18 protein-coding genes and 1 tRNA gene are annotated in these 21,284 nt (G+C 61.2%); 11 read left to right on the top strand and 8 right to left on the bottom strand.

From position 1 onward, the window contains the following. Nucleotides 1–456: 456 nt before the first annotated feature. The 4 genes from GR212_RS35160 to GR212_RS35145 form a co-directional block, all read right to left on the bottom strand. On the bottom strand, nt 457–1,518 hold the full coding sequence (locus GR212_RS35160; RefSeq protein WP_163994427.1) for a porin: 1,062 nt from the start codon (nt 1,516–1,518) through the stop codon (nt 457–459). Nucleotides 1,519–2,349: 831 nt separating this feature from the next. After that, nucleotides 2,350–2,439: transfer RNA gene (locus GR212_RS35155), tRNA-Ser, on the bottom strand. A 129-nt stretch (nt 2,440–2,568) separates the two neighbouring features. Further along, nucleotides 2,569–3,786, bottom strand: a complete 1,218-nt coding sequence (locus tag GR212_RS35150; RefSeq protein ID WP_163994425.1) for an FAD-dependent oxidoreductase — start codon at nt 3,784–3,786, stop codon at nt 2,569–2,571. 146 nt (nt 3,787–3,932) lie between these two features. Continuing rightward, nucleotides 3,933–5,051, bottom strand: coding sequence for a Gfo/Idh/MocA family protein (locus GR212_RS35145; protein WP_163994423.1), 1,119 nt, complete (start codon nt 5,049–5,051; stop codon nt 3,933–3,935). A 231-nt stretch (nt 5,052–5,282) separates the two neighbouring features. Between GR212_RS35145 and GR212_RS35140 the strand changes: the two genes are divergently transcribed. The 5 genes from GR212_RS35140 (at nt 5,283) to iolB (ending at nt 11,999) form a co-directional block, all read left to right on the top strand. Further along, nucleotides 5,283–6,155: a MurR/RpiR family transcriptional regulator gene (locus tag GR212_RS35140; RefSeq protein ID WP_163994421.1), complete on the top strand. Its 873-nt coding sequence runs from the start codon at nt 5,283–5,285 to the stop codon at nt 6,153–6,155. 179 nt (nt 6,156–6,334) lie between these two features. Continuing rightward, nucleotides 6,335–8,269 carry a bifunctional 5-dehydro-2-deoxygluconokinase/5-dehydro-2-deoxyphosphogluconate aldolase gene (locus tag GR212_RS35135; protein WP_163994418.1) on the top strand — a complete coding sequence of 645 codons (1,935 nt, stop codon included), beginning with the start codon at nt 6,335–6,337 and terminating at the stop codon, nt 8,267–8,269. A 25-nt stretch (nt 8,270–8,294) separates the two neighbouring features. Beyond that, entirely contained in the window at nt 8,295–10,145 is a 1,851-nt protein-coding gene (gene iolD / locus GR212_RS35130) for a 3D-(3,5/4)-trihydroxycyclohexane-1,2-dione acylhydrolase (decyclizing) (RefSeq protein ID WP_163994416.1), read from the top strand. A 66-nt stretch (nt 10,146–10,211) separates the two neighbouring features. Beyond that, nucleotides 10,212–11,129, top strand: a complete 918-nt coding sequence (gene iolE, locus GR212_RS35125; protein WP_163994414.1) for a myo-inosose-2 dehydratase — start codon at nt 10,212–10,214, stop codon at nt 11,127–11,129. Between the two features lie 72 nt (nt 11,130–11,201). Next, nucleotides 11,202–11,999, top strand: a complete 798-nt coding sequence (gene iolB, locus GR212_RS35120) for a 5-deoxy-glucuronate isomerase (RefSeq protein WP_163994412.1) — start codon at nt 11,202–11,204, stop codon at nt 11,997–11,999. Nucleotides 12,000–12,223: 224 nt separating this feature from the next. Here the strand turns inward: iolB and GR212_RS35115 are convergent, their stop codons facing one another. Next, nucleotides 12,224–13,591 carry an MATE family efflux transporter gene (locus GR212_RS35115; protein WP_163994410.1) on the bottom strand — a complete coding sequence of 456 codons (1,368 nt, stop codon included), beginning with the start codon at nt 13,589–13,591 and terminating at the stop codon, nt 12,224–12,226. 65 nt (nt 13,592–13,656) lie between these two features. After that, nucleotides 13,657–14,094 carry a glyoxalase superfamily protein gene (locus GR212_RS35110; protein WP_163994408.1) on the bottom strand — a complete coding sequence of 146 codons (438 nt, stop codon included), beginning with the start codon at nt 14,092–14,094 and terminating at the stop codon, nt 13,657–13,659. Nucleotides 14,095–14,404: 310 nt separating this feature from the next. Here GR212_RS35110 and GR212_RS35105 point away from each other — a divergent pair, with 310 nt between their 5' ends. Continuing rightward, the gene (locus GR212_RS35105) at nt 14,405–14,797 is read left to right on the top strand and encodes a PilZ domain-containing protein (protein ID WP_204326899.1); all 393 of its coding nucleotides are present in this window, start codon (nt 14,405–14,407) and stop codon (nt 14,795–14,797) included. Between the two features lie 97 nt (nt 14,798–14,894). Here GR212_RS35105 and GR212_RS35100 read toward each other — a convergent pair whose 3' ends face one another. Next, nucleotides 14,895–15,722: an oxidoreductase gene (locus GR212_RS35100; protein ID WP_163994432.1), complete on the bottom strand. Its 828-nt coding sequence runs from the start codon at nt 15,720–15,722 to the stop codon at nt 14,895–14,897. Between the two features lie 77 nt (nt 15,723–15,799). Here GR212_RS35100 and GR212_RS35095 point away from each other — a divergent pair, with 77 nt between their 5' ends. Next, nucleotides 15,800–16,744: an AraC family transcriptional regulator gene (locus tag GR212_RS35095; protein WP_163994402.1), complete on the top strand. Its 945-nt coding sequence runs from the start codon at nt 15,800–15,802 to the stop codon at nt 16,742–16,744. Between the two features lie 114 nt (nt 16,745–16,858). Next, on the top strand, nt 16,859–17,971 hold the full coding sequence (locus GR212_RS35090; protein WP_163994399.1) for a pyridoxal phosphate-dependent aminotransferase: 1,113 nt from the start codon (nt 16,859–16,861) through the stop codon (nt 17,969–17,971). A 230-nt stretch (nt 17,972–18,201) separates the two neighbouring features. On the opposite strand, the gene GR212_RS35085 is transcribed toward GR212_RS35090, so the two are convergent. Beyond that, the gene (locus GR212_RS35085; RefSeq protein ID WP_112797009.1) at nt 18,202–18,465 is read right to left on the bottom strand and encodes a sel1 repeat family protein; all 264 of its coding nucleotides are present in this window, start codon (nt 18,463–18,465) and stop codon (nt 18,202–18,204) included. A 465-nt stretch (nt 18,466–18,930) separates the two neighbouring features. Here GR212_RS35085 and GR212_RS35080 point away from each other — a divergent pair, with 465 nt between their 5' ends. From GR212_RS35080 to GR212_RS35075, 3 genes are all read left to right on the top strand, one after another. Next, on the top strand, nt 18,931–19,269 hold the full coding sequence (locus GR212_RS35080) for a DUF2147 domain-containing protein (RefSeq protein ID WP_163994395.1): 339 nt from the start codon (nt 18,931–18,933) through the stop codon (nt 19,267–19,269). A gap of 206 nt (nt 19,270–19,475) precedes the next feature. Further along, complete coding sequence (locus GR212_RS37010) at nt 19,476–19,652, top strand: hypothetical protein (protein ID WP_204326898.1); 177 nt, start codon at nt 19,476–19,478, stop codon at nt 19,650–19,652. A 119-nt stretch (nt 19,653–19,771) separates the two neighbouring features. After that, complete coding sequence (locus GR212_RS35075; protein ID WP_163994392.1) at nt 19,772–21,274, top strand: AMP nucleosidase; 1,503 nt, start codon at nt 19,772–19,774, stop codon at nt 21,272–21,274. The last annotated feature ends 10 nt before the right edge of the window (nt 21,275–21,284 follow it).

Genomic DNA, 21,284 nt, shown 5'->3' with positions numbered 1-21,284 from the left:
TCTTGATGTTCATAGTAACTCCAGTTCCAATATCGATTAGGTATGACTATCCACGCCGAGAAAATCGACGCGCCCTACCCCACCTGGTTTTCAAACGTTGACCCCTGATCTGGGAGAACCAAGACATGCAGTCTCGATTCCGATTTGGAACCTACAGATCGTTTTTTTCAGAGCAATATCAGAGATAAAGTATGATCATTTGTGACGGCCATTTCGAAATGTGCGTTGCACAAAAATCACGTCGCAAAACTGTCATATTTCCGACATGCCGGCGGCCGGATTCTACTCGGATCTACTTTCTAAATTGATCTCTATTCATAGAAGAATATTCACGAGGAGATGATTAGCCTCCTAATGACTGCGCTTCTTCTTGCTATATGCAAACACAAAAAGCCCGGCCTAAGCCGGGCTTTCCGTCACCGTAGTGAAATCTAGACTGACCGAAATCAGATCAGATTAGAAGGTGCGCTCGAAGCGGATGATACCAGACCACTGATCCTTGTTGATCGAGTCCCAGTTGGTGTAGGAAACTTCCGGCTCGATGAGCAGGTTCTTGACCGGCTTGAACTTGAGGTTCGTCGTAGCGGCGAAGATCTTGGAGTCGGTGTAAGCGAGCTGGAGGTTCCACTTCAGCTTTTCGTTGACCGGAACGCCAACGCCACCCCACAGAGCCCAGTCACCCCAGCCGATCGGAGCAGCAGAACCGCCACCGTTCGAACCAGCGTACTTGTTCAGCTTGTCGCCGTCGGTGTTCCAGCCGCCCATCAAGAAGGCTTCGACGATACCGAAGTTAGCATCGACGCGAGCCTTGATGGCGCCTTCTTCAACGATGGAGTCGTAACCGCCGACAACCTTGAAGCCGAAGTTGCCAACCTTGTAGCCGAGACCGGCAACAACGTCAGGAGCGTAGTGGTCGGAGCTGTCTTCGCCGTTGACGCCGGTGGCACCCTTGCCAGAGTTGGTGTCTTCGAGCGAGACCACAGCCGTGAAGCCGTTGCCGGCGTCATAGTTGTAGGTGATCTGGTTCAATTCGTACGGGCCGTCATAGACCACGTCGTCGTTGATGACGTCGCCGGCGTAACCGGTGAATACGTTGAACTGGGAGTCTTCCTTACCAACGGTGAAGCCGCCGAGGCTGATGCTGGCGTGCAGCAGGTTGGTGGAGGTGGCGCCGCCGTCATTCCAGTCCCAACGCAGTTCGGTGTTGGTCTTCAGCGGGCCGTATTCGGTGTCGGTTGCCGTCTGCAGCTGCAGCTCAGCACGGGTGTGCCAGAGCGTGCCGAAACGTGCATCAGGGTTGTAAGGAGTATACCACTGACCTTCGGTACGAACCTTACCGCCGATCTTGAGGCAGGTTTCCGTGCCCGGGATGAAGAAGTAGCCAGCGCCGTAAGCATCGCAGATGCGAACGTATTCAAGCGGCTCCGGCTCAGCAGCAACGATAGCGTCAGCTGCGTGAGCACCGGAAACTACTGCGAGAGCAGCAGCGGAGCCCAGAAGAAGGCTCTTGATGTTCATATTGACCTCCAGTCAAAGTTTTATATCGAGAATGAGAACTACCCGAAGGTATTCCCTGTCCCATCCTCGCGTTTCAAGAAGTGGACGATCAATCGCCCTCGCTTCCGAGAGTGAAAATACAAGACGTGCACTGTCACGCAATCGACATCTTAACGGAAAGGGGTATTTGCGTGAGCCTTCCGCAATTCCTGTTGCTGAAAGGACACAAGTTGGCGGTGCGGCTACCGCAAAGATTTAGACTTCATTAAGAAAACCCTTAATCTGCGGGCACTTACTTGGAAGCCTTTCGTGGCGCGAGGCCCATGTGAATAAGCATCGCAATCGCCGATCCGATGCGAATTCCGGATCTTCGCGGCGTTCCACAGGTCATTTCCGGGATTTCAGGCGGCGATTGGGAGTGGCAGGCACCGACCCGGCGCTCCCGCGACCGTCCCGATTCGAGGCAGCCATCCAGGCGATTCCTTCCGGACGATTCGGAACCGATGCGGACGCCGGCCGTCTTCGCGGCCTATAACGGGTGTTCCGATGGGAAATCGGGAGTGTCAGGCATCGTGGCGGCGGCTCACTCGAACTCATGACGTCTCGCGGCAATTCATGCAAATGACCGATCGGCAACCACGGCAGCGCATCACGCCCTCGGGGGCATGTTTGAATCCATGTCAGATCTGATTGACGATTTGCCCGCGCCTGCACCGATTGTACGGAAGTCCGACGAAGAGCCCGACGATATTGCATGGAAGGCTGGGTATATTGCGGACCCGGCGGCTAAGACCGCGGATGAAGCCTCAAGGCAAGGTTTCCCGGAACTCACTTTATTCGATGATGATCAGATGGCGGAGAAGATGGGATTCGAACCCACGATACCATTTCTGGTATACTCCCTTAGCAGGGGAGCGCCTTCGACCACTCGGCCACCTCTCCGGTGCGGCCCTGATAGGGCCAAACATTTATCGACGCAAGCGCTTTTTCACCTTCAAACACGTTCTTTCCGAGATTCGGCAACAGGCAGTTGCCGACCGGAGCGCGGTCCGACCGGCTTGCAAACGCATATCAAGCCAACAGCTGCTTCAAATCGGCGGCCGGATCGGCAAGAATCTCCCTGGACGGATTGGCGCCGGTTTCCAGGAGCTTTTTGCCGGTCACATAGGCCTTCGCGTCATTTACCGCGTCGACGGCGATGAAGCGGCCCTGCTTGAAATACCAGACCGATGCCGCGCCTTCGCGCGCGCCGGGGCGCAGGAGGGTCTCGTCGTAACCCAGGTTGAAGCCGGCGATCTGCAGCTTCACGTCATATTGATCCGACCAGAACCACGGCTTCGGGTCATAGGCCTTTTCGCCGCCGGCAATGATCGCGGCTGCGGCTTCGGCCTGATCGACAGCATTCTGGACCGATTCGAGGCGGATGCGGCCATCTTCCCATGGCAGCTCGACGCAATCGCCCATGGCGAAGATGGCGGGATCCGAGGTGCGGGCAAACGAATCGACGACGATGCCGTTGCCGACCTCCAGTCCGGCTTCCTTGGCGAGCCTGTCATTGGGCGCGACGCCGATGCCGACGATGACGAAATCGACATCGATCGTCGATCCGTCGGAAAGTTCGGCGGCAACGACATGACCATTGTGGCCGATCAGCTGCTTCAATCCGGTCTTCTCGCGAATGACGACATCGTGCTTTTGATGGATGGTCCTGAAAATGTCGGCCGTTTCCTTGGCCGCGACACGCTGCAGGATCCGGTCGCTCATTTCTATAAGAGTAACCTCGAGGCCGCGATGGCGTGCGACGGCGGCAGCCTCGAGCCCGATATAGCCGCCACCGATAATGAGAGCCCGGCGACCCGGGCGCATCTCACCCGCGAGGAGATCGGCATCGCGCTTGTTGCGGGCGAGATAGACGCCTTCGAGCGCACCGCCGACGGAGGGCGGCAAACGGCGCGGCGTCGAGCCCGTCGCAAGCGCCAGCGTCTCGTAATCCAGCCGCGAGCCATCCTGCATGACGATCTGCCTGGCGGCACGATCGATCTGCTCGACCCAGGTGGAGACGCGGATCTCGACATTATTGTCGGCATACCAATGCTCGGGCCGGAACAGCAGGCGATCGAAGGCCATCTCGCCGAGCAGGTATTTCTTGGTCAATGGCGGCCGCTGGTAGGGAAGGTTTTCCTCGGCGCCGACGATGGTGATCGGCCGCGAATCACCCAGCCCACGCAATTTGGCAGCGAGCGCGAAACCCGCCTGCCCGGCCCCGACAATGACCAATCTGCCCGTCACGATCCGTACTCCATTGTTATTATGGCAACCTGGCCCGCTCGAATGCGGGAGGCCGCCTATGGGCTTCAGGGGTAACGCTTGCGCCTGCAAGCGTCAATCGCGACTGACCCTGCGCCCCGGATCGGGAGAAAGTTGGGCCGAAAGCCTCAGTTCGGGATTTCGACCCAGCGCCGCTCATGGAAGGACCGCGCCATGGCATGCACCGATTTCTCGATGCGCAGTCCATCTTCGAAAGCCACGACCGACGCAGCCTCGCCGGAAATGGCGCGGATAAGCTCGCGGCATTCGATGATCTTCAGATCGTTGAAGCCGAGGCCATGTCCTGGCGCGGGGATGAAGCGGTCATAGGGCTTGTGAGCGGGTGCGGCGAGAACCTTGCGGAAGCCCTGTTCGCTGTCCCTGCCCTCGGCCAGATAGAGCTCGAATTCGTTCATGCGCTCCTGATCGTAGGAGATCGACCCCTTGGAGCCGAAAATCTGCAAGGCTATCCGCCCCTTGCGGCCCCAGGCCGAGCGGTTGGCCATGAGCACGGCGGAAATGCCGCCGCCGAGCCGCATCAGCACATTGGCAAGATCGTGGTTCTCGACGGTGCGGCGACCGCCATCCTTCAGCGGCCGCTCGGCATAGGGCTTCACCATATCTGTAATGACGGCCTCGACATGGCCGAAGAGGAACCAGAGCAGCGAAAGCGGATGGACGGCAAAGTCATCGAGAGCGCCATAGCCGGAAGCAAGCTCGCTCTTCCAATAGAAAAGGCCGTTCGGATCGGCCATGAAATCTTCGTCCATCTCGACACGGACGTGATTGACCGCGCCGATCGCGCCTTCCGCGATCAGCGCCTTGATATGCCGCATCACCGGATTCTGGATATAATTGTAGCCGAGAGCGGCGACCTTGCCCGAAGCCTTGGCCGCAGCGAGCATGCGCTCGGCGTCGCCATAGGACGGCGCCATCGGCTTTTCGCACCAGACATGCTTGCCGGCTTCAAGGGCGGCAATCGCCATTTCCGGGTGGAACTGATTGGGCGTCGTGACGGAGACGACGTCGACCTCAGGATCCGCGATGAGTTCCCGCCAGTCGGCCGTCGCCTTTTCGAAGCCGAACTCGTCGCCCCGCGCCTTTGCAAGATCGGCATTGGCTTCGGCCAGATGCACCAGGCGCGGCCGCGCGACATCGCCGAATACGGTCTTGACCGCATTCCATGCCAGCGCATGGCATTTGCCCATATAACCGGTGCCGATCAATCCAACGCCCAACGGCTTCATTTGCCCATTCTCCTCAAAATCTCCCGTAGTCTGGCGATTTTTGGAATATTTAGACCGTTTTGACAAGCGCACTTGTGAGCGCCACATCCCATCCAGAGTTCACAATCCATATTTATATGTTTAAAATCATAAAGTTAAAATTATTCGTGCCGAACAAATCAAAATCCGCTATCGTTGCAATTATGGAATATTTGTTTCATTATGGGCGATGGGGAAGCTGAAGGACGGCGCATGGACAACACGATCGAGACGCAGACCAGAGTACCCCGCGACTTCGAAAGCCTGCGCAGCACCATCATAGAGCGCAAGAACGCCATGCCGAAACGACTGGCGCAGGTTGCCGCCTTCGCGCTCGGCAATCCGGATGAAGTCGCCTTTGGGACAACGGCCAGCATCGCAGCCGCGGCCGAGGTTCAACCGTCCACTCTGGTGCGCCTTGCCCATCACCTCGGCTATGAAGGATTTTCCGACCTGCAAAGCATCTTTCGCGAAAGGCTTCGCGATCGAACTCTGAGCTACGAAGAGCGGCTCGTGACGCTTGAGCAGTCCGGGATAAAGGACGAAGAGGCCGGTATCCTCTCCGGCTTTCTTTCCGCCGCAAGCCAATCCATCAACAAGCTCGCCGCAACCATCGAGACCGATACGTTTGCCAAGTCCATCGATGTCCTTGCCGCCGCCGAGACGATCTACCTTATCGCCAAGCGCCGCTCCTATCCGCTGACGGCGCATATGAGCTACGCCTTTTCCAAGCTGAACATACGCCATCAGATCGTCGCCTCGCCCAACGGCATCGACGGCGAGATCGCCCGCTTTGCCACGGAAAGGGACGCTGCGATCGCCGCGAGCTTTTCGCCCTATGCCGCCGACAGTCTGGCGCAGGCACAGGACCTCGCCTCCCGCAACGTGCCCGTCATCGCCATCACCGATTCGGCCTTTTCTCCGCTCACCGCCTGCGCGACCCACTGGTTCGAGGTGGCCGAGACCGACTTCGCCGGTTTCCGGTCGCTGTCGGCGTCGATGGCGCTCATCATGGCCTTCCCCGTTGCCATCGCCGAGCGTCGGCGAAAAGGAACAACAAAAGCAGACAAAACGAAAATGGAATAAATATTCCGAATTGACAAAATCTCGGAACCGATGTTTCACTACAACCGGGATCGCGACTGTGGAAAATGGCCGCCCGATCCGCCGCAACCGGGACGAAACGAATACCGGCACTTTCAATAACGCATGATCTCGGCGCAAGCTGAAGAGCAAAAGAGGTCATGCATGGACGGGAGGACATCATGGCACACGACAATCCGGGCGCTCGGCCGGAGGCGAAACTCGATGTGATTACCATCGGCCGGTCTTCCGTCGATCTTTACGGTCAGCAGATCGGCTCGCGACTGGAAGACATCGCCTCGTTTGCCAAGTCGGTCGGCGGCTGCCCGGCCAACATCGCCATCGGCACGGCGCGGCTCGGTCTGAAATCCGGCCTCATCACCCGTGTCGGCGACGAGCAGATGGGCCGCTTCATCCGCGAACAATCGGCGCGCGAAGGCGTCGCCGTCGACGGGATCGTCACGGACAAGGCCAGGCTGACGGCGCTGGTGCTGCTCGCCGTCGAAGCCGAAGGCGTCTCGCCGATGATCTTCTATCGTTCCGACTGCGCCGACATGGCGCTCGAGGAAAGCGATATCGACGAGGACTTCATCAAATCCTCCAGCTCCGTTCTGGTTTCCGGCACGCATTTTTCCAAGCCCAACACCGAGGCAGCCCAGCGCAAGGCGATCCGCATCGCCAAGGCGAACGGCCGCAGGGTGATCTTCGATATCGACTATCGGCCGAACCTCTGGGGCCTTGCCGGCCATGCCGAGGGTTTCGAGCGCTATGTGAAGTCTGACCGCGTTTCCGCCAAGATGAAGGAGACGCTGCCGGACTGCGACCTGATCATCGGGACGGAAGAGGAGATCATGATTGCCTCGGGTGCGGACGACGTGCTCGGCGCCCTGAAGGAAATCCGCCGCCTTTCATCCGCCGTCATCGTATTGAAGCGCGGCGCCATGGGCTGCATCGTCTACGAAGGCGCAATCTCCGACGATCTCGAAGCCGGCATTGTCGGCCAGGGGTTCCCGATCGAGGTGTTTAATGTTCTCGGCGCGGGCGACGCGTTCATGTCCGGCTTCCTGCGCGGCTATCTTCGCGGCGAACCGCTGAAGACCTGCGCCACCTGGGCGAATGCCTGCGGTGCCTTTGCCGTCTCCCGCCTGCTCTGCTCGCCGGAATATCCGACCTGGACCGAACTCGATTTCTTCCTGAAGACGGGCAGCCGGCACAAGGCGCTGCGCAAGGACGAGGCGATCAACCACATCCATTGGGCAACGACCCGCCGCAACGACGAGATCCCGTTGCTGATGGCGCTTGCCATCGATCACCGCTCGCAGCTCGTCAGCGTCGCCGACGAGCTGGGCATCGGCCACGACAGGATCGTTGCCTTCAAGCGGCTGGCCGTCGAGGCGGCGGCAAGGGTGGCGGACGGTCGGCCTGGCTACGGCATGCTGATCGACGAACGCTTCGGCCGCGATGCCTTCTTCGACGCCGCAACCAAGAATTTCTCCTGGATCGGACGGCCCGTCGAGCTACCGGGATCGAAGCCGCTGAGATTCGAATTCAGCCAAGACATCGGTTCGCAGCTTGTCGAATGGCCGCTCAACCACTGCATCAAATGCCTCTGCTTCTACCATCCGGACGATCCGAAGGAGCTGAAGACGGAGCAGCAGGAGAAGCTGCGGACGCTGTTCGAAGCGGCCCGCAAGGTCGGCCGCGAGCTTCTGATCGAGATCATCGCCGGCAAGAACGGGCCGCTGACCGACGACACCATCCCGACGGCGATGGAAGAGCTGTACGCGCTCGGTATCAAGCCGGACTGGTGGAAGCTGGAGCCGCAGGAATCGACCGCCGCTTGGAAAAAAATCGATGCCGTGATCGCCAAAAATGATCCATGGTGCCGGGGTATCGTGCTGCTGGGACTGGAGGCGCCGGCGGAAGAATTGATCCGCAGCTTCGAGGCGACACTGGCGGCGCCCTCGGTCAAGGGTTTCGCCGTCGGGCGCACCATTTTCTCCGATACGGCCCGCGCATGGCTGTCGGGCGGCATGAACGACGAGGAAGCGATTGCCGACATGGCCGGCCGTTTCCGCCAATTGACGGCGGCGTGGCTTAAAACCCGCGGCCTGTGACATTCTAGCATTTGGGAGGCGCCCGATGGGCAAGACGATTCGATTGACGATGGCACAGGCCGTCGCGCATTTCCTCAAGAAGCAGATGACCATCATCGACGGCCAGAAGCAGCCGATCTTCGGCGGTGTCTGGGCGATCTTCGGTCACGGCAACGTCGCCGGCATCGGCGAGGCGCTCTATCAGGTGCGCGAGGAACTGCCGACCTTCCGCGCTCACAACGAGCAGGGCATGGCCCATGCCGCCGTGGCCTTCGCCAAGGCGAGCTTCCGCCAGCGCTTCATGGCCTGCACGACCTCCATCGGCCCCGGTGCGCTGAACATGGTGACGGCGGCCGGCGTCGCTCACGTCAACCGCATCCCGGTCCTGCTCCTGCCCGGCGACGTCTTCGCCAATCGCGCGCCCGATCCGGTGCTGCAGCAGATCGAGGATTTCGGTGACGGCACAGTCTCGGCCAACGACGCTTTCCGTTCCGTTTCCCGCTATTTCGACCGCATCACCCGCCCCGAACAGATCATGACGGCGCTGAAGCGCGCCATGCAGGTGCTGACCGATCCACTCGATTGCGGCCCGGTGACGCTTTCCCTCTGCCAGGACGTGCAGGCTGAGGCGTTCGACTATCCGGAAAGCTTCTTCGAAGAGCATGTCTGGGCGCAGCGTCGCCCGCAGCCGGATGCCGACGAGCTTGCCAACGCCATCGCGCTCATCCGTCGCTCGGAAAAGCCGGTTATCCTCGCCGGCGGCGGCGTGCTCTATTCGCAGGCGACGAAGGAGCTGGCCGCCTTTGCCGAGGCACACGACATTCCCGTCGTCGTCACGCAGGCCGGCAAGTCGGCCATCGACGAGGCGCATCCGCTGGCGCTCGGCTCTGTCGGCGTGACAGGCACGTCGGCCGCCAATGCCATTGCCGAGGACACCGATCTGGTGATCGCCGTTGGCACGCGCTGCCAGGACTTTACCACCGGCTCCTGGGCGCTGTTCAAGAACGAGAAGCTGGCCATGATCGGCCTCAACATCGCGGCCTACGACGCCCTCAAGCACAACAGTCACCCGTTGGTGACGGATGCGCGGGTGGGCCTGAAGGCGCTTTCCGCCGGCCTGACGGGCTGGCGCGCGCCGGCGTCGCTCGCCGAGAAGGCGACGCGCGAAAAGAAGATCTGGCTGGAGGCAGCCGCCAAGGCGATGGCGACGACGAATGCCGCCCTGCCCTCCGACGCCCAGGTCATCGGCGCCGTCACGCGCACGCTCGGCGGCGAGAAGAGCATTCTGGTTTGCGCGGCCGGCGGCCTGCCCGGCGAGCTGCACAAGCTCTGGCCGGTGACCGTGCCCGGCAGCTACCACATGGAATACGGCTTCTCCTGCATGGGCTACGAGATCGCCGGCGGGCTTGGCGTGAAGATGGCGCGGCCGGAGAAGGATGTCGTCGTCATGGTCGGCGACGGCTCCTACATGATGCTGAATTCCGAACTGGCGACGTCTGTCATGCTCGGCTTGAAGCTGACCGTCGTGCTGCTCGACAACCGCGGCTACGGCTGCATCAACCGCCTGCAGATGGCAACCGGCGGCGCGAACTTCAACAATCTGCTGAAGGATTCGCGTTATGAGGTGATGCCGGAGATCGACTTCCGGGCACATGCGGAAAGCATGGGCGCGATTGCCGTGAAGGTTTCCTCCATCACGGAGCTGGAACAGGCCATCGAAGCTTCGAAGCAGAACGACCGCAGCTCGGTCATCGTCATCGACACCGACCCGCTGATCACCACGGACGCAGGCGGCCATTGGTGGGATGTCGCCGTTCCCGAGGTCAGCCCGCGCGCCGAGGTCAACAAGGCCCGAGCCGCGTATGAAAAGGCGCGCGCTTCCCAGCGCATCGGCTGATCGATTTTCGTCATTTGCTGGGGGAGCGTCTCGGCTCCTCCAATACTATTTTCAAGGAGACCATTGATGAAGGCTAAACTCGGCATGTCGCCCATCGCCTGGTGGAACGACGATCTTCCGGAGCTCAGCGACGACGTATCCCTCGAGGAATGCCTGCGGCAATCGCGCGGCGCCGGCTTTACCGGCATGGAACAGGGCCGGCGCTTCCCGAGCAATCCCGAAGAGATGCTGCCGATCCTGCGCGCCGCCGACGTGACGCTCTGCGGCGGCTGGTTTTCGGGCACGCTCGTCAACGAGGAGCTTGCCGCGAACAAGGACCGCATCGCGCCGATGATCGAGCTGTTCAAGGCCGTCAACGCGCCTTGCATCGTCTATGGCGAAGTCGGCCGTTCCATCCAGGGCGACCGCTCCAAGCCGCTGGCGACCAAGCCGCGCCTTTCGGATGACGAGATGAAGGCCTATGCCCGCCGCGTCACCGAGTTCGGCGAATGGTGCGCCTCGCAGGGCATGCCGCTCTCCTACCATCATCACATGGCAGCCGTCGTCGAAACCGAGCCGGAACTCGACGCCTTCATGCGCAATTCCGGCGCCGGCATTCCGCTGCTGCTCGATGCCGGTCACCTGGCCTTTGCTGGCGGCGACGTGCTGCGCGCCATCGACAACCACCACGCCCGCATCAACCACGTCCACGTCAAGGATATCCGCAAGCCTGTCGTCGATGGGCTGGATCGCAGCCGGCAGTCCTTCCTCGATGCCGTCGCGCTCGGCGCGTTCACGGTGCCGGGCGACGGCTCGCTCGATTTCGGGGCCATCGTCAAGCGCTTCGCCGACTACGGTTATGAAGGCTGGTTCGTGGTCGAGGCCGAGCAGGACCCGCGCAAGGCGCCGCCGCAGAAGATGGCCGAGATCGGCCATGCCGAATTGATGCGCGTCATGACGGCAGCGGGCTACACGGTTGAAACCGAAGGCTTTCCCAAGGGATAGCGGAAGACGAGTGCCCGTCGCCGCATCGAAGGATGGCGAAGGGCGTTTTCCAAGCAAGGAGGAAGAACATCCATGCCCAATCTCAAGGTCAAACCAGACGGCACCCATGGCCGCGTCACCCATGTCACGCCCGAAAGCGCCGGCTGGACCTATGTCGGCTTCGACCTTTATCGCCTGAAGCCGGGCGAAACGGCCTCGGCTGAAACCGGCGACCGCGAAGTCTGCCTCGTATGGGTCAGCGGCAAGGGAAGCGCCAAGGCGGGCGCGAAGGATTTCGGCTTGCTCGGCGGACGCACGAGCCCTTTCGAGGGCGCGCCGCACGCGCTCTATATTCCGGCCGGTTCAAGCTGGTCGGTGACGGCAGAAACCGATCTGGAGCTCGCCGTCTGCTCGGCACCCGGCGGCGGCTCCCATGAGGCGCGCGCCATTCCGCCGGGTACGCATCCGGCGCTGACGCGCGGCAAGGGCACGAACGTCCGCTACGTCAACAACATCATGCCGGAAGACGATGGCGCGGCGCATTCGCTGCTGGTCGTGGAGGTCATCACGCCGGGCGGGCACACCTCGTCCTACCCTCCCCACAAGCACGATCAGGACAATCTCCCGAACGAGAGCTTCCTTGAGGAAACCTACTACCATCGCCTCAACCCGCCGCAGGGCTTCGGCTTCCAGCGCGTCTATACGGACGACCGGTCGCTGGACGAGGTCATGGTGCTGGAGGATGGCGATGTGACGCTGGTGCCGAAGGGATATCATCCCTGCGCCGCCTGCCACGGCTACGATCTCTATTATCTCAACGTCATGGCCGGTCCGAAGCGCATCTGGAAATTCCACAATGCCGTGGAGCATGAGTGGCTGCTCAAATCCTGAAGAGGTGTCGGGTTCTTAACCACTCGCCCTCATGGTTCGAGACGGCCCTTGGGGCCTCCGCACCATGGGGGCTAGTCTCTTGCGCAAGACGACACACTGAGCTGGCCTCACGCGAGAGGTGGCTCTATCCTCACCCTGAGGAGCGAAGCCTCGAAGGGCGAGGATAGCCCCCAAAGCTTCCCAACAACAAAAAGGCCGCACCCGAAAGCGCGGCCTTTTCCATTTCATACGGGCAGCAGGCCGTAGCGCCAGTTCCGATCCCTGGCATTGCGCGACAGCACCAGCCAGGTGAGCAGGATCATTCCCGCCTCGGCGAAGATCGGCGTCATCCAGATTCCCCGTTCGCCGAAGACGAGCGGTAGAAGGAATGTCAGCGGCAGAGTGAAGAGATAGGGCCGCGACAGGCCGAAGATCGCGCCGCGCTTCGCATCGCCGATCGACTGGAAATAGGACGACAGGATGAGCGCCTGGCCGAAGAGGAAATAGGCGCCGATCGTCCAGGGCAGGATACGGCCGACTTCCTCGACGATCACCGGATCAGCCACGAAGATCGACCCCAAGTGCCCCGCCAGCAGCTCGACGACAAGTTCGACGGCGGCGCAGTAGACCAAGGCAGAGACCAGGGCGATCAGCACGCTATGGCCGACGCGGGCCGGAAGGGCAGCACCATGGTTGTGGCCCGATATGGTCTGCAGCGCGATGCTCAGGCCCAAAAGCGGCAGGTACGCGAAGGTCATCACGCGCGTCACGATCCCATAGGCGCCGACGGTCGCGACATAGTCCCCCTGGTGCCAGATCGACAGATTGAAAAGGATCGCCGCCGAGCTTAGCGAAATGCCGATGAAGCCGAGGCTCATCGGTGCCCCGAAGGCGAAGATGCCGCGCCACTCGCGCAGATGCAGCCCCCTGCCGATCGAAAGCGCGCCGGGGCGACGCAGACGGTACACGATGACGATTGACAGGCAGATGAATTGCGCCAGGATGGAGCCGCCGGCGGAGCCGACGACGCCCCAGTGCGCCATCGCCATCAACAGCCAGTTTGCCAGAATGTTGAGCAGCGTCGAGGCAAGCGTCACCAGCGTCATGAAGCCGAGCTTTCCCTCGCAGCGCAGCCCATCGAGATGCAGCGAGAGAAAGAAGCTGATGGGCGCGAAGGCGACCATGACGCCCATGAAAGCCTCGGCACTTCGGGCGACATCGGCGTTTCCCGCCGCCGCGACGGCAATGAGCTGCCGCCCTGCGAGCCAGTAGACGAGATTGACGGCGATCACGACGGCGATCGCCAGCGCATGGGCACCGGTAAACACCGCTCGCGCGCCAGCGTGATCGCCGGCCCCGAGACGGCGGGCGAGAATGCTCGCCATGCCGTTCGAAACCAGCGTCTGCAGTGCAATCAGCAGCATGAGCGCGGGGAAGATGAGGCTGACCGCGGACAGCGCATCGGCCCCGACATAGACGCCGAGGAAATAGGCATCGACGACGGCAAAGAGGCCGCTGACCGTCGTGATGACGATGATCGGTGCGGCTGTCTTGGCAAAGACGCCGGGCAGCCAGCCGGTGAGGAACATGTTGCTTTCGGTATGACGTGTCATGGTGGTATCCAGACGGAATCGCTCGCTGTCGGCGAAGATAGCGGCGTATCGCTAAAGGGGGAACGTTAGATGTCGAGAACCAGGTGGGGCACGCCGTTCGATGTCTTGCGCGGCGAAATGCCATCGGCATCGACCTGGGCGTTGATGCGCTGGCGAAATGCCGAGAAGCTCTCGAATTCCACCACATCGACCGGTTCATCGAAATGGATGGTAATCCGATAAAGCCCGCCGGATTTCGCCGACATCGCCAGAACCTTGCCCGTGAACGGCTTGTTCAGGTAGCGCCCGCGCACGGCGGAGCCGACATCGAAGGGCGCATCCGGCCCGTCGTTCGGTTTTGCCGCAAGCGCCGAGAGCGTGTTCCAGTCACGCAGCCCATGTTGCTTGGCGATGAGTTCCAGCGCCGTCGAGTGGCTCATGTCGTCGCCGCGCTCGGCCATGGCCTGACGCAGACGTCGGGCCTGGGCCTTCAATTCATCTATGGACGGATAAGTCGTCGTCATAGGATCAGCCTTTGCTAAGGCACGCAATTAAGACCGTGAAACGGAGCTCGCATTACCGTCAGTCAGCATGCCCTATGTGGCTGTGACCAGAAACAGCGAGGACTTCACCTTGGATTTTCATCCGCGAGCGGCAGGCGCCTCGAACCGTCCGTTCGTATGATCGAAGCAGGCTTTGCTGTCAAGATGCGCTCAAATCGGGACAAAAGACGAACCCGTTAAAATTCTACCAATGGAATTGACGCTTCCGCAAAATCTCCGTGCAAGGTTCATGGTGTAACCGAAATGAATTCGGTCTGTTTTTCAACAGGGAATGACAATGCTTCGCGCAACCCATCTGGCGAAAGTCAAATCCGAAGTTTACGAACGAAGCTGGGAACGTTTCTACGTCCAGAGGCCAGCGCGTCTCGTGGCCGTCCGTCCCTGTCTCACCGGCATTTCGATGCGCAGCGCCGAGATTACCGATATCTCGCGTGGCGGCGCCAGCTTCATCGTCGGCACCACCGTCGGCCTGCCGACCCACTACTATCTGAACATCCTCGGCCTTGCCTACCGCATCGCCTGCGCCGAAGTCAGCCGCAACGGCAACCGCGTCCACGTCCGCTTCATCAACCTGATCGAACCGGAAACCTTGCGCCGCGTCGTACGTGCCGACTTCATGATCGGAAATGCCGAAGCGCTGGCCGCACGCGGCAAGAGACAATAGGCCAATTCAGATATCGTAAACGGCCATTTCTGCGATGGCTTTCGACATCGCAGAAATGGCCTAACGTATCGCGGCAGAGTTCTTTAGCGCTACACCGTCAGCCATCGGTCGAGATGGTGACGGGTTTCCACGCCTCGATCTCCTGCTGCAGGCGCGCGATCCTCTCCGATACGAGTTTAAACGCATCGCTGCCAAGCAGGAGCTGTGGCGGCGGATCGTTGTCTTCAACCAGGTTCAGAACGGCTGCCGCGAGCTTGTCGGGATCGCCGAGCTGCTTGCCGCTTCTCGCCTGTCGCGCCTCGCGAATGGGATCGAACAGCGCGTCGTAATCGGCGATGGACCTCGCGGTCCGCACCATCGAGCGCCCCGCCCAGTCCGTGCGGAAGGAGCCGGGGCAAAGCGTCGCGACATGCACGCCGAACGGCGCCATCTCCGCGCGCATCACTTCCGATATGCCTTGAAGCGCGAACTTGCTGCCGCAGTAATAGGCGATGCCGGGCATGGTGATCATGCCGCCCATCGACGTGACGTTCAGGATGAAGCCGTCGCGCCTCTGGCGGAACCGCGGCAGGAAAGCCTTGGCGACCGCAACCGCGCCGAAGACGTTCACGTCGAACTGGCGCCGCATCTCTTCGAGCGGCGACTCCTCGAGGACGCCCTCGTGACCGTAGCCGGCATTGTTGATGAGGACGTCCACCGGTCCGTGGTCTCTCTCCGCCTGTTCGACGACGTCGGGTATCCGCTCGAATTCGGTCACGTCGCACAGGACAGGACTGACAGCCGGCAGGCGCTCGGCCAGGCTTGCCCGCGACGCCTCCGAGCGGACGGTGCCAACCACCTTATGCCCCTTGGCACTCGCGGCCGCCGCAATGGCAAGACCGAAGCCTGAATTGGCACCTGTAATGAAGAAGGTCTTCCGTGACATCATTGATACTCTCTTGTTGATTGCTCGGTATTTTTGACTGATAGTCTGAGTATCGGCGCATAACGATTGCAGAACCTATGAATACCTTGCCAAATCCTATGAGCATGGAAACCGGGCGGACGAAGCGCGGCGAACTTGTGGAACTGGCGGGGCATCTCGCCCTCCGTCAGGGTTACAATCCGACCGGGCTTTCCGGCGTCCACATCCTCCGGACCGAAACGGTCCTCCACGACGTTCCTGTCCTCTACAAGCCGGGTGCGGTCTTCGTGTTGCAGGGCCGCAAGCAGGGCATGCTTGAGGGCGAAGTCTACCTCTACGACGAGGAGCATTATCTGGCGGTGTCGGTGCCCGTTCCATTCCGGATGGAATCCGTTGCCAGCCCGGAACGGCCGTTGCTTGCCGTCTATATCGAGTTCGACATGACTCTGGGCGCGGAGGTCGCCTCGGAAGTGGAAATGCGGCGCTCCGGGCCGGCGCCCGACAAGGCGAAAAGCCTCGTCTCGAGCAGAATGGAACCGGCTATCGAGGATGTCGTGCTGCGGCTGTTGCGGGCGCTCGGCGACCCCATGGAGACGGCGGTTCTGGGCGCAGGCATCTTGCGCGAGCTGCACTACCGCGTGCTCGTCGGCCCGCAGGGCGCCGCCTTGATTTCAGCACTGCGGCAAAGAGGTCCATCGGGGAGGATCGTGCAGAGCCTCGGTCGGCTGCGGGAAGCCTACAATTCGGAGGTTTCGGTGACAGACCTCGCTCGCGACGCGGGGATGAGCGTCCCTTCCTATCACGCGCATTTTAAGGCACTGACGGGCAGCAGCCCCATGCAATACATCAAGGCGATGCGACTTCACGAGGCGAGGCTGATGATGGCCCGCCAGGACAGGACAATTGCGGATGTGGCGCTATCGGTCGGTTATGTCAGCGCTGCCCAGTTCAGCCGCGACTTCAAGCGGCATTTCCACCGCACGGCTTCGGAAGAAGTGAAATGGGTGCGACGACATCTCGGCGAACTCGCCCTGCGATCCTGACGGGATTGGCCGCGGCTGGCACAATCCGCAAGCCGCGCCTTTCCGCTCTTGCAACGGTCCGCCAAGGGCCTATTGTGCTGCGCCTTGCAACTGAATTCGGGAAACAACGCCAGCATGTCCGCCTTCTCGCGCTTCACGCCGCTGATCAGCGCCCTTCCCTCCACCGTACCCTTCGTCGGCCCCGAAGCGCTGGAGCGCCAGCGCGGACTGAGCGTCAAAGCCCGCATCGGCGCCAATGAAAACGGTTTCGGGCCGGCGCCTTCCGTTCTCGCCGCCATGCGCGAGCAGGCGGGCGACATCTGGATGTACAACGATCCGGAAAATTTCGAGCTGAAGCAGGCGCTTGCGGCACATCTCGGCGTTCAGGCGGCCAATATCGCCGTCGGCGAAGGCATCGACAGCCTGCTCGGCCTGATCGCCCGCATGGTCATCGAACCGGGCACGCCGGTCGTCACCTCGCTCGGCGGCTATCCCACCTTCAATTTCCATGTCGCTGGCTTCGGCGGCCGGCTTGTCACCGTGCCTTATGTCGATGATCGCGAAGACCTCGATGGGTTGCTGCAAGCGGTCAAGCGCGAGAATGCGCCGCTCGTCTATTTCGCCAATCCCGACAATCCGATGGGAAGCTGGTGGGAAGCGGACAAGATCGTCGCCTTTGCCCGCGCCCTGCCGGAAAACTGCCTGCTGATCCTCGACGAAGCCTATAGCGAGACCGGACCTGCAAGCTCGCTTCCTGATATCCTGGCCCTGATCGATCTGCCGAACGTGTTGCGCACCCGCACCTTCTCCAAGGCCTACGGGCTGGCCGGCGCGCGTGTCGGCTATGTCATCGGCGCGCCGGAGACCGTGCTGACCTTCGACAAGATCCGCAACCATTTCGGGATGAACAGGCTCGCCACCGTGGCGGCGCTGGCGGCGCTGAAGGACCGGGCCTATCTTGCCGAAGTGGTCGGCAAGATCCGGGCTGCGCGTGAGGAGATCGGTACGATCGCCCGCGACAATGGCCTGCTGCCCCTCGCCTCCGCCACCAACTTCGTCGCCATCGACTGCGGCCGCGACGGCATCTATGCCCGCGCGATCGTCGACGGGCTGATCCAGCACGGCGTCTTCATCCGCATGCCGGGCGTGGCGCCGCTCAACCGCTGCATCCGCGTCAGCGTCGGCCCCGGACAGGACCTGGATCTTCTGGCCGAAGCCTTGCCAAAGGTGCTGAAGGCGATCGGCTGACGCCTGCGGCGATCCGGCAGCTCGCCCTATCGCCGCACGTCGATCTTCCCATGGATTGCGGAGGGAAAGCCCCTGTACACCTTTCCTGAAACTGCCTTAAAACGACGAAACCGCGCCGGCCTTGTTCCGGCCGGTCGCGGTTTTCATCATTTCGGCGCTCGCCTCTCCCTCGACCGCCGACATCCCCTCCTTCGAGATCAGTCAGTAAGTCGTATTCCTTGCGGCACGCGTCAGTGCGTCGTCATCCATTCGCGGGCGGCGCGCAGCGCTGCTGCGAGCTGCATCTTGGTCAAGGTCGCGGCGACGTCGGCACGAAGCTCGGCGGCGCGCTCGCTGCCACGGATGGCGGCGATATTCAACCATTTATGGGCGGCAACGAGGTCTGCGGCGCAGCCCCTGCCGGTCGCGTAGTTCACGCCCAGTTCGCAAAGGGCATCGGCGCTGTTACCACCCATCATGGCCATTCCAGACATCGGCGTTTCAAAGCGTGCCATTGGTTTTGTCCCTGTCTTACTTCTGTTCGTATCTGCCCTGTTTTCCGTCCGAACCTTGCCGTCGTTCGCGGCTTTCCGGTTCTTCCGGCCGGCGGGTTTGCCCCGCTCGTTTGATGGCTTCACTATCGCAGACGGCTTTCAAAAAACGCCTAAAATGCATGATTAATTCGATGCAAACAAAGTGCAAATGCTTGGTAAACTTGGGATTTTGTTAAACATCGCTTCCCTTGCAAATTAAGGATTTTCGGGCGGTCTTTACGTTTCGTTAGGATTTGGATTTAAACTCTTCCTTCATCATAAAAAGAGCACGCTCCAATTCGATGCTGTGTTTCGATGATGCGTGGAGACCCGATGGGGCGGCAGTTTTGTGCTCCGAGAACCATATTTACCTTTACGTTCGCGTCAGATAATCTCGCGCGCGTTTCCGGCGGTCGTGCCGGGCCGCGTCCGGGGAGGAACAACGCTATGATCCGTGCCACCATTCTTGCCGCCGCACTGCTGATGAGCACGAGCGCGGCCTTTGCCGAAGAGCCGATCGTCGGCAACTGGAAAACGCTCGACGGCGACACCGCCGTCATCGCCCCCTGCGCCGACAGCTATTGCGTGACGTTGAAAACAGGCAAGTATGCCGGCAGGCAGATCGGCAAGATGCAGGGCAAGGGCAGCAGCTATACCGGCGAACTCACCGACCCCTCCGAAGACAAGACCTATAGCGGCTCCGGCACCGTGAGCGGCAATAGCGTGAGGATGAAGGGCTGCGTGCTCAAGGTATTCTGCAAGTCTCAGACCTGGACGAGGCTCTGAGACGACGCTTTCCTCTTCCGGAAAAGCCTTTCGGATCCGCCCGCCATCGGCCGGCGGGTCCTTGTTGCTTGCCCAAGGACGGGCGTATGCATCGGTTCGAAACCGGTAATATTTCTGAACGCTAGATGAACCGGTATCTCAGCACCTGTTCAGCCTGACCATGGCAAAACGGTGTCCAGTATAGGGCACTGGGTAGGGCCAGGAACATGAACTCGATCATCATGGCACGGCGTTTCGTCATCATCATGCTGTTTGCCGCCATCTTTGCATTCAGCTTCTCGGTTGCGGTCGAACACGCGGGCCGCAGCGGCGCGCAATCGCATTTCGGAGCAAGCTTCACCTGCGTTGAGGCCGGCACGCCGTATTGCACGACCATACAGTAACGAACGCCTGCGCATGGCGCCGCGCGAGCCTTGGGGGCGGCTGCAAAAATAGCTGCGAGAATCCGAACCATGGCTTGCAACGTCGTTTGCTTGTAACCGACGACACTCTATAATGGCGCATGAGCAACAGAATCTCTTCTTTTTCACCCAACGACATCTCCTCCCCAAGCCCGTTCCAGCCGCGCACCTTCGATGATCCGGGCAAAGCCGTCGAAGCGCTGACGGAGCTTTACGAGCGCAATACCGCGTTCCTGATCGACAATTTCACCAGGCTCGCCAAGGGCGCGCCGGTCACGGCGCGCTACCGGGCCTTCTATCCGCAGGTCAGCATCGAGACGACAAGCTTCGGCCATGTCGATTCGCGCCTCTCCTACGGCCATGTCACGGCGCCGGGCGTCTATACGACGACGATCACGCGCCCCAACCTCTTCAAGCACTACCTCAAGGAGCAGCTGACGCTGCTGATGCGCAGCCATAAGGTGCCGGTGGTGGTGTCGGAATCGACCACGCCGATCCCGCTGCACTTCGCATTCGGCGAAGGCGCCTACGTGGAAGCATCCGCCACGGCCTTCGAGGACATTCCGCTGCGCGACCTCTTCGATACGCCTGACCTGAACACCACCGACGACGAGATCGCCAACGGCGAATACATCCCGCCGCCGGGCGAGCCGTCGCCGCTTGCGCCCTTCACGGCGCAGCGCATCGACTATTCGCTGGCCCGTCTCGTCCACTACACGGCAACAAGTGCCGCGCATTTCCAGAATTTCGTGCTGTTCACGAACTACCAGTTCTACATCGACGAGTTCTGCAAGTGGGCGCGCGACCTGATGGCCAAGGGCGGTGACGGCTACACAGCCTTCGTCGAGCCCGGCAACATCATCACGCCGGCCGGCGCAAGCCAGCCGGAGGGCGACACGACGCCGCCACGGCTGCCGCAGATGCCGGCCTACCATCTGAAGAAGAAGGGACATGCCGGCATCACCATGATCAACATCGGTGTCGGTCCCTCCAACGCCAAGACGATTACCGACCACGTCGCCGTGCTGCGCCCGCATGCATGGCTGATGCTCGGCCACTGCGCCGGCCTGCGCAACAGCCAGCGGCTCGGCGACTACGTGCTCGCCCATGCCTATATGCGCGAGGATCACGTTCTGGACGACGACCTGCCGGTCTGGGTGCCGATCCCGGCGCTGGCCGAAGTGCAGGTGGCGCTGGAAGCCGCCGTTGCCGAAATCACCGGCTATGAGGGCTTCGAGCTGAAGCGCATCATGCGCACGGGGACCGTCGGCACCATCGACAACCGCAACTGGGAACTGCGCGACCAGGCAGGCCCGGTCAAGCGCCTGTCGCAGGCCCGCGCCGTTGCCCTCGACATGGAATCGGCGACGATCGCCGCCAACGGCTTCCGTTTCCGCGTTCCCTACGGCACGCTGCTCTGCGTCTCGGACAAGCCGCTACACGGCGAGCTGAAGCTGCCGGGGATGGCGACCGCCTTCTACCGCACGCAGGTGAACCAGCATCTGCAGATCGGTATCCGCGCCATCCAGAAGCTGGCCGAAATGCCGCCGGAGAAGCTGCATTCGCGCAAGCTGCGCAGCTTCTTCGAAACGGCGTTCCAATAGGCGCCGGGGC

Origin of the sequence: Martinezella lusitana, from assembly GCF_010668395.1 — a bacterium.
GTDB lineage: Bacteria > Pseudomonadota > Alphaproteobacteria > Rhizobiales > Rhizobiaceae > Rhizobium > Rhizobium lusitanum_A.
Note: the sequence above shows the minus strand (reverse complement) of the source record. Positions and strands in the feature narration are given on the sequence as shown.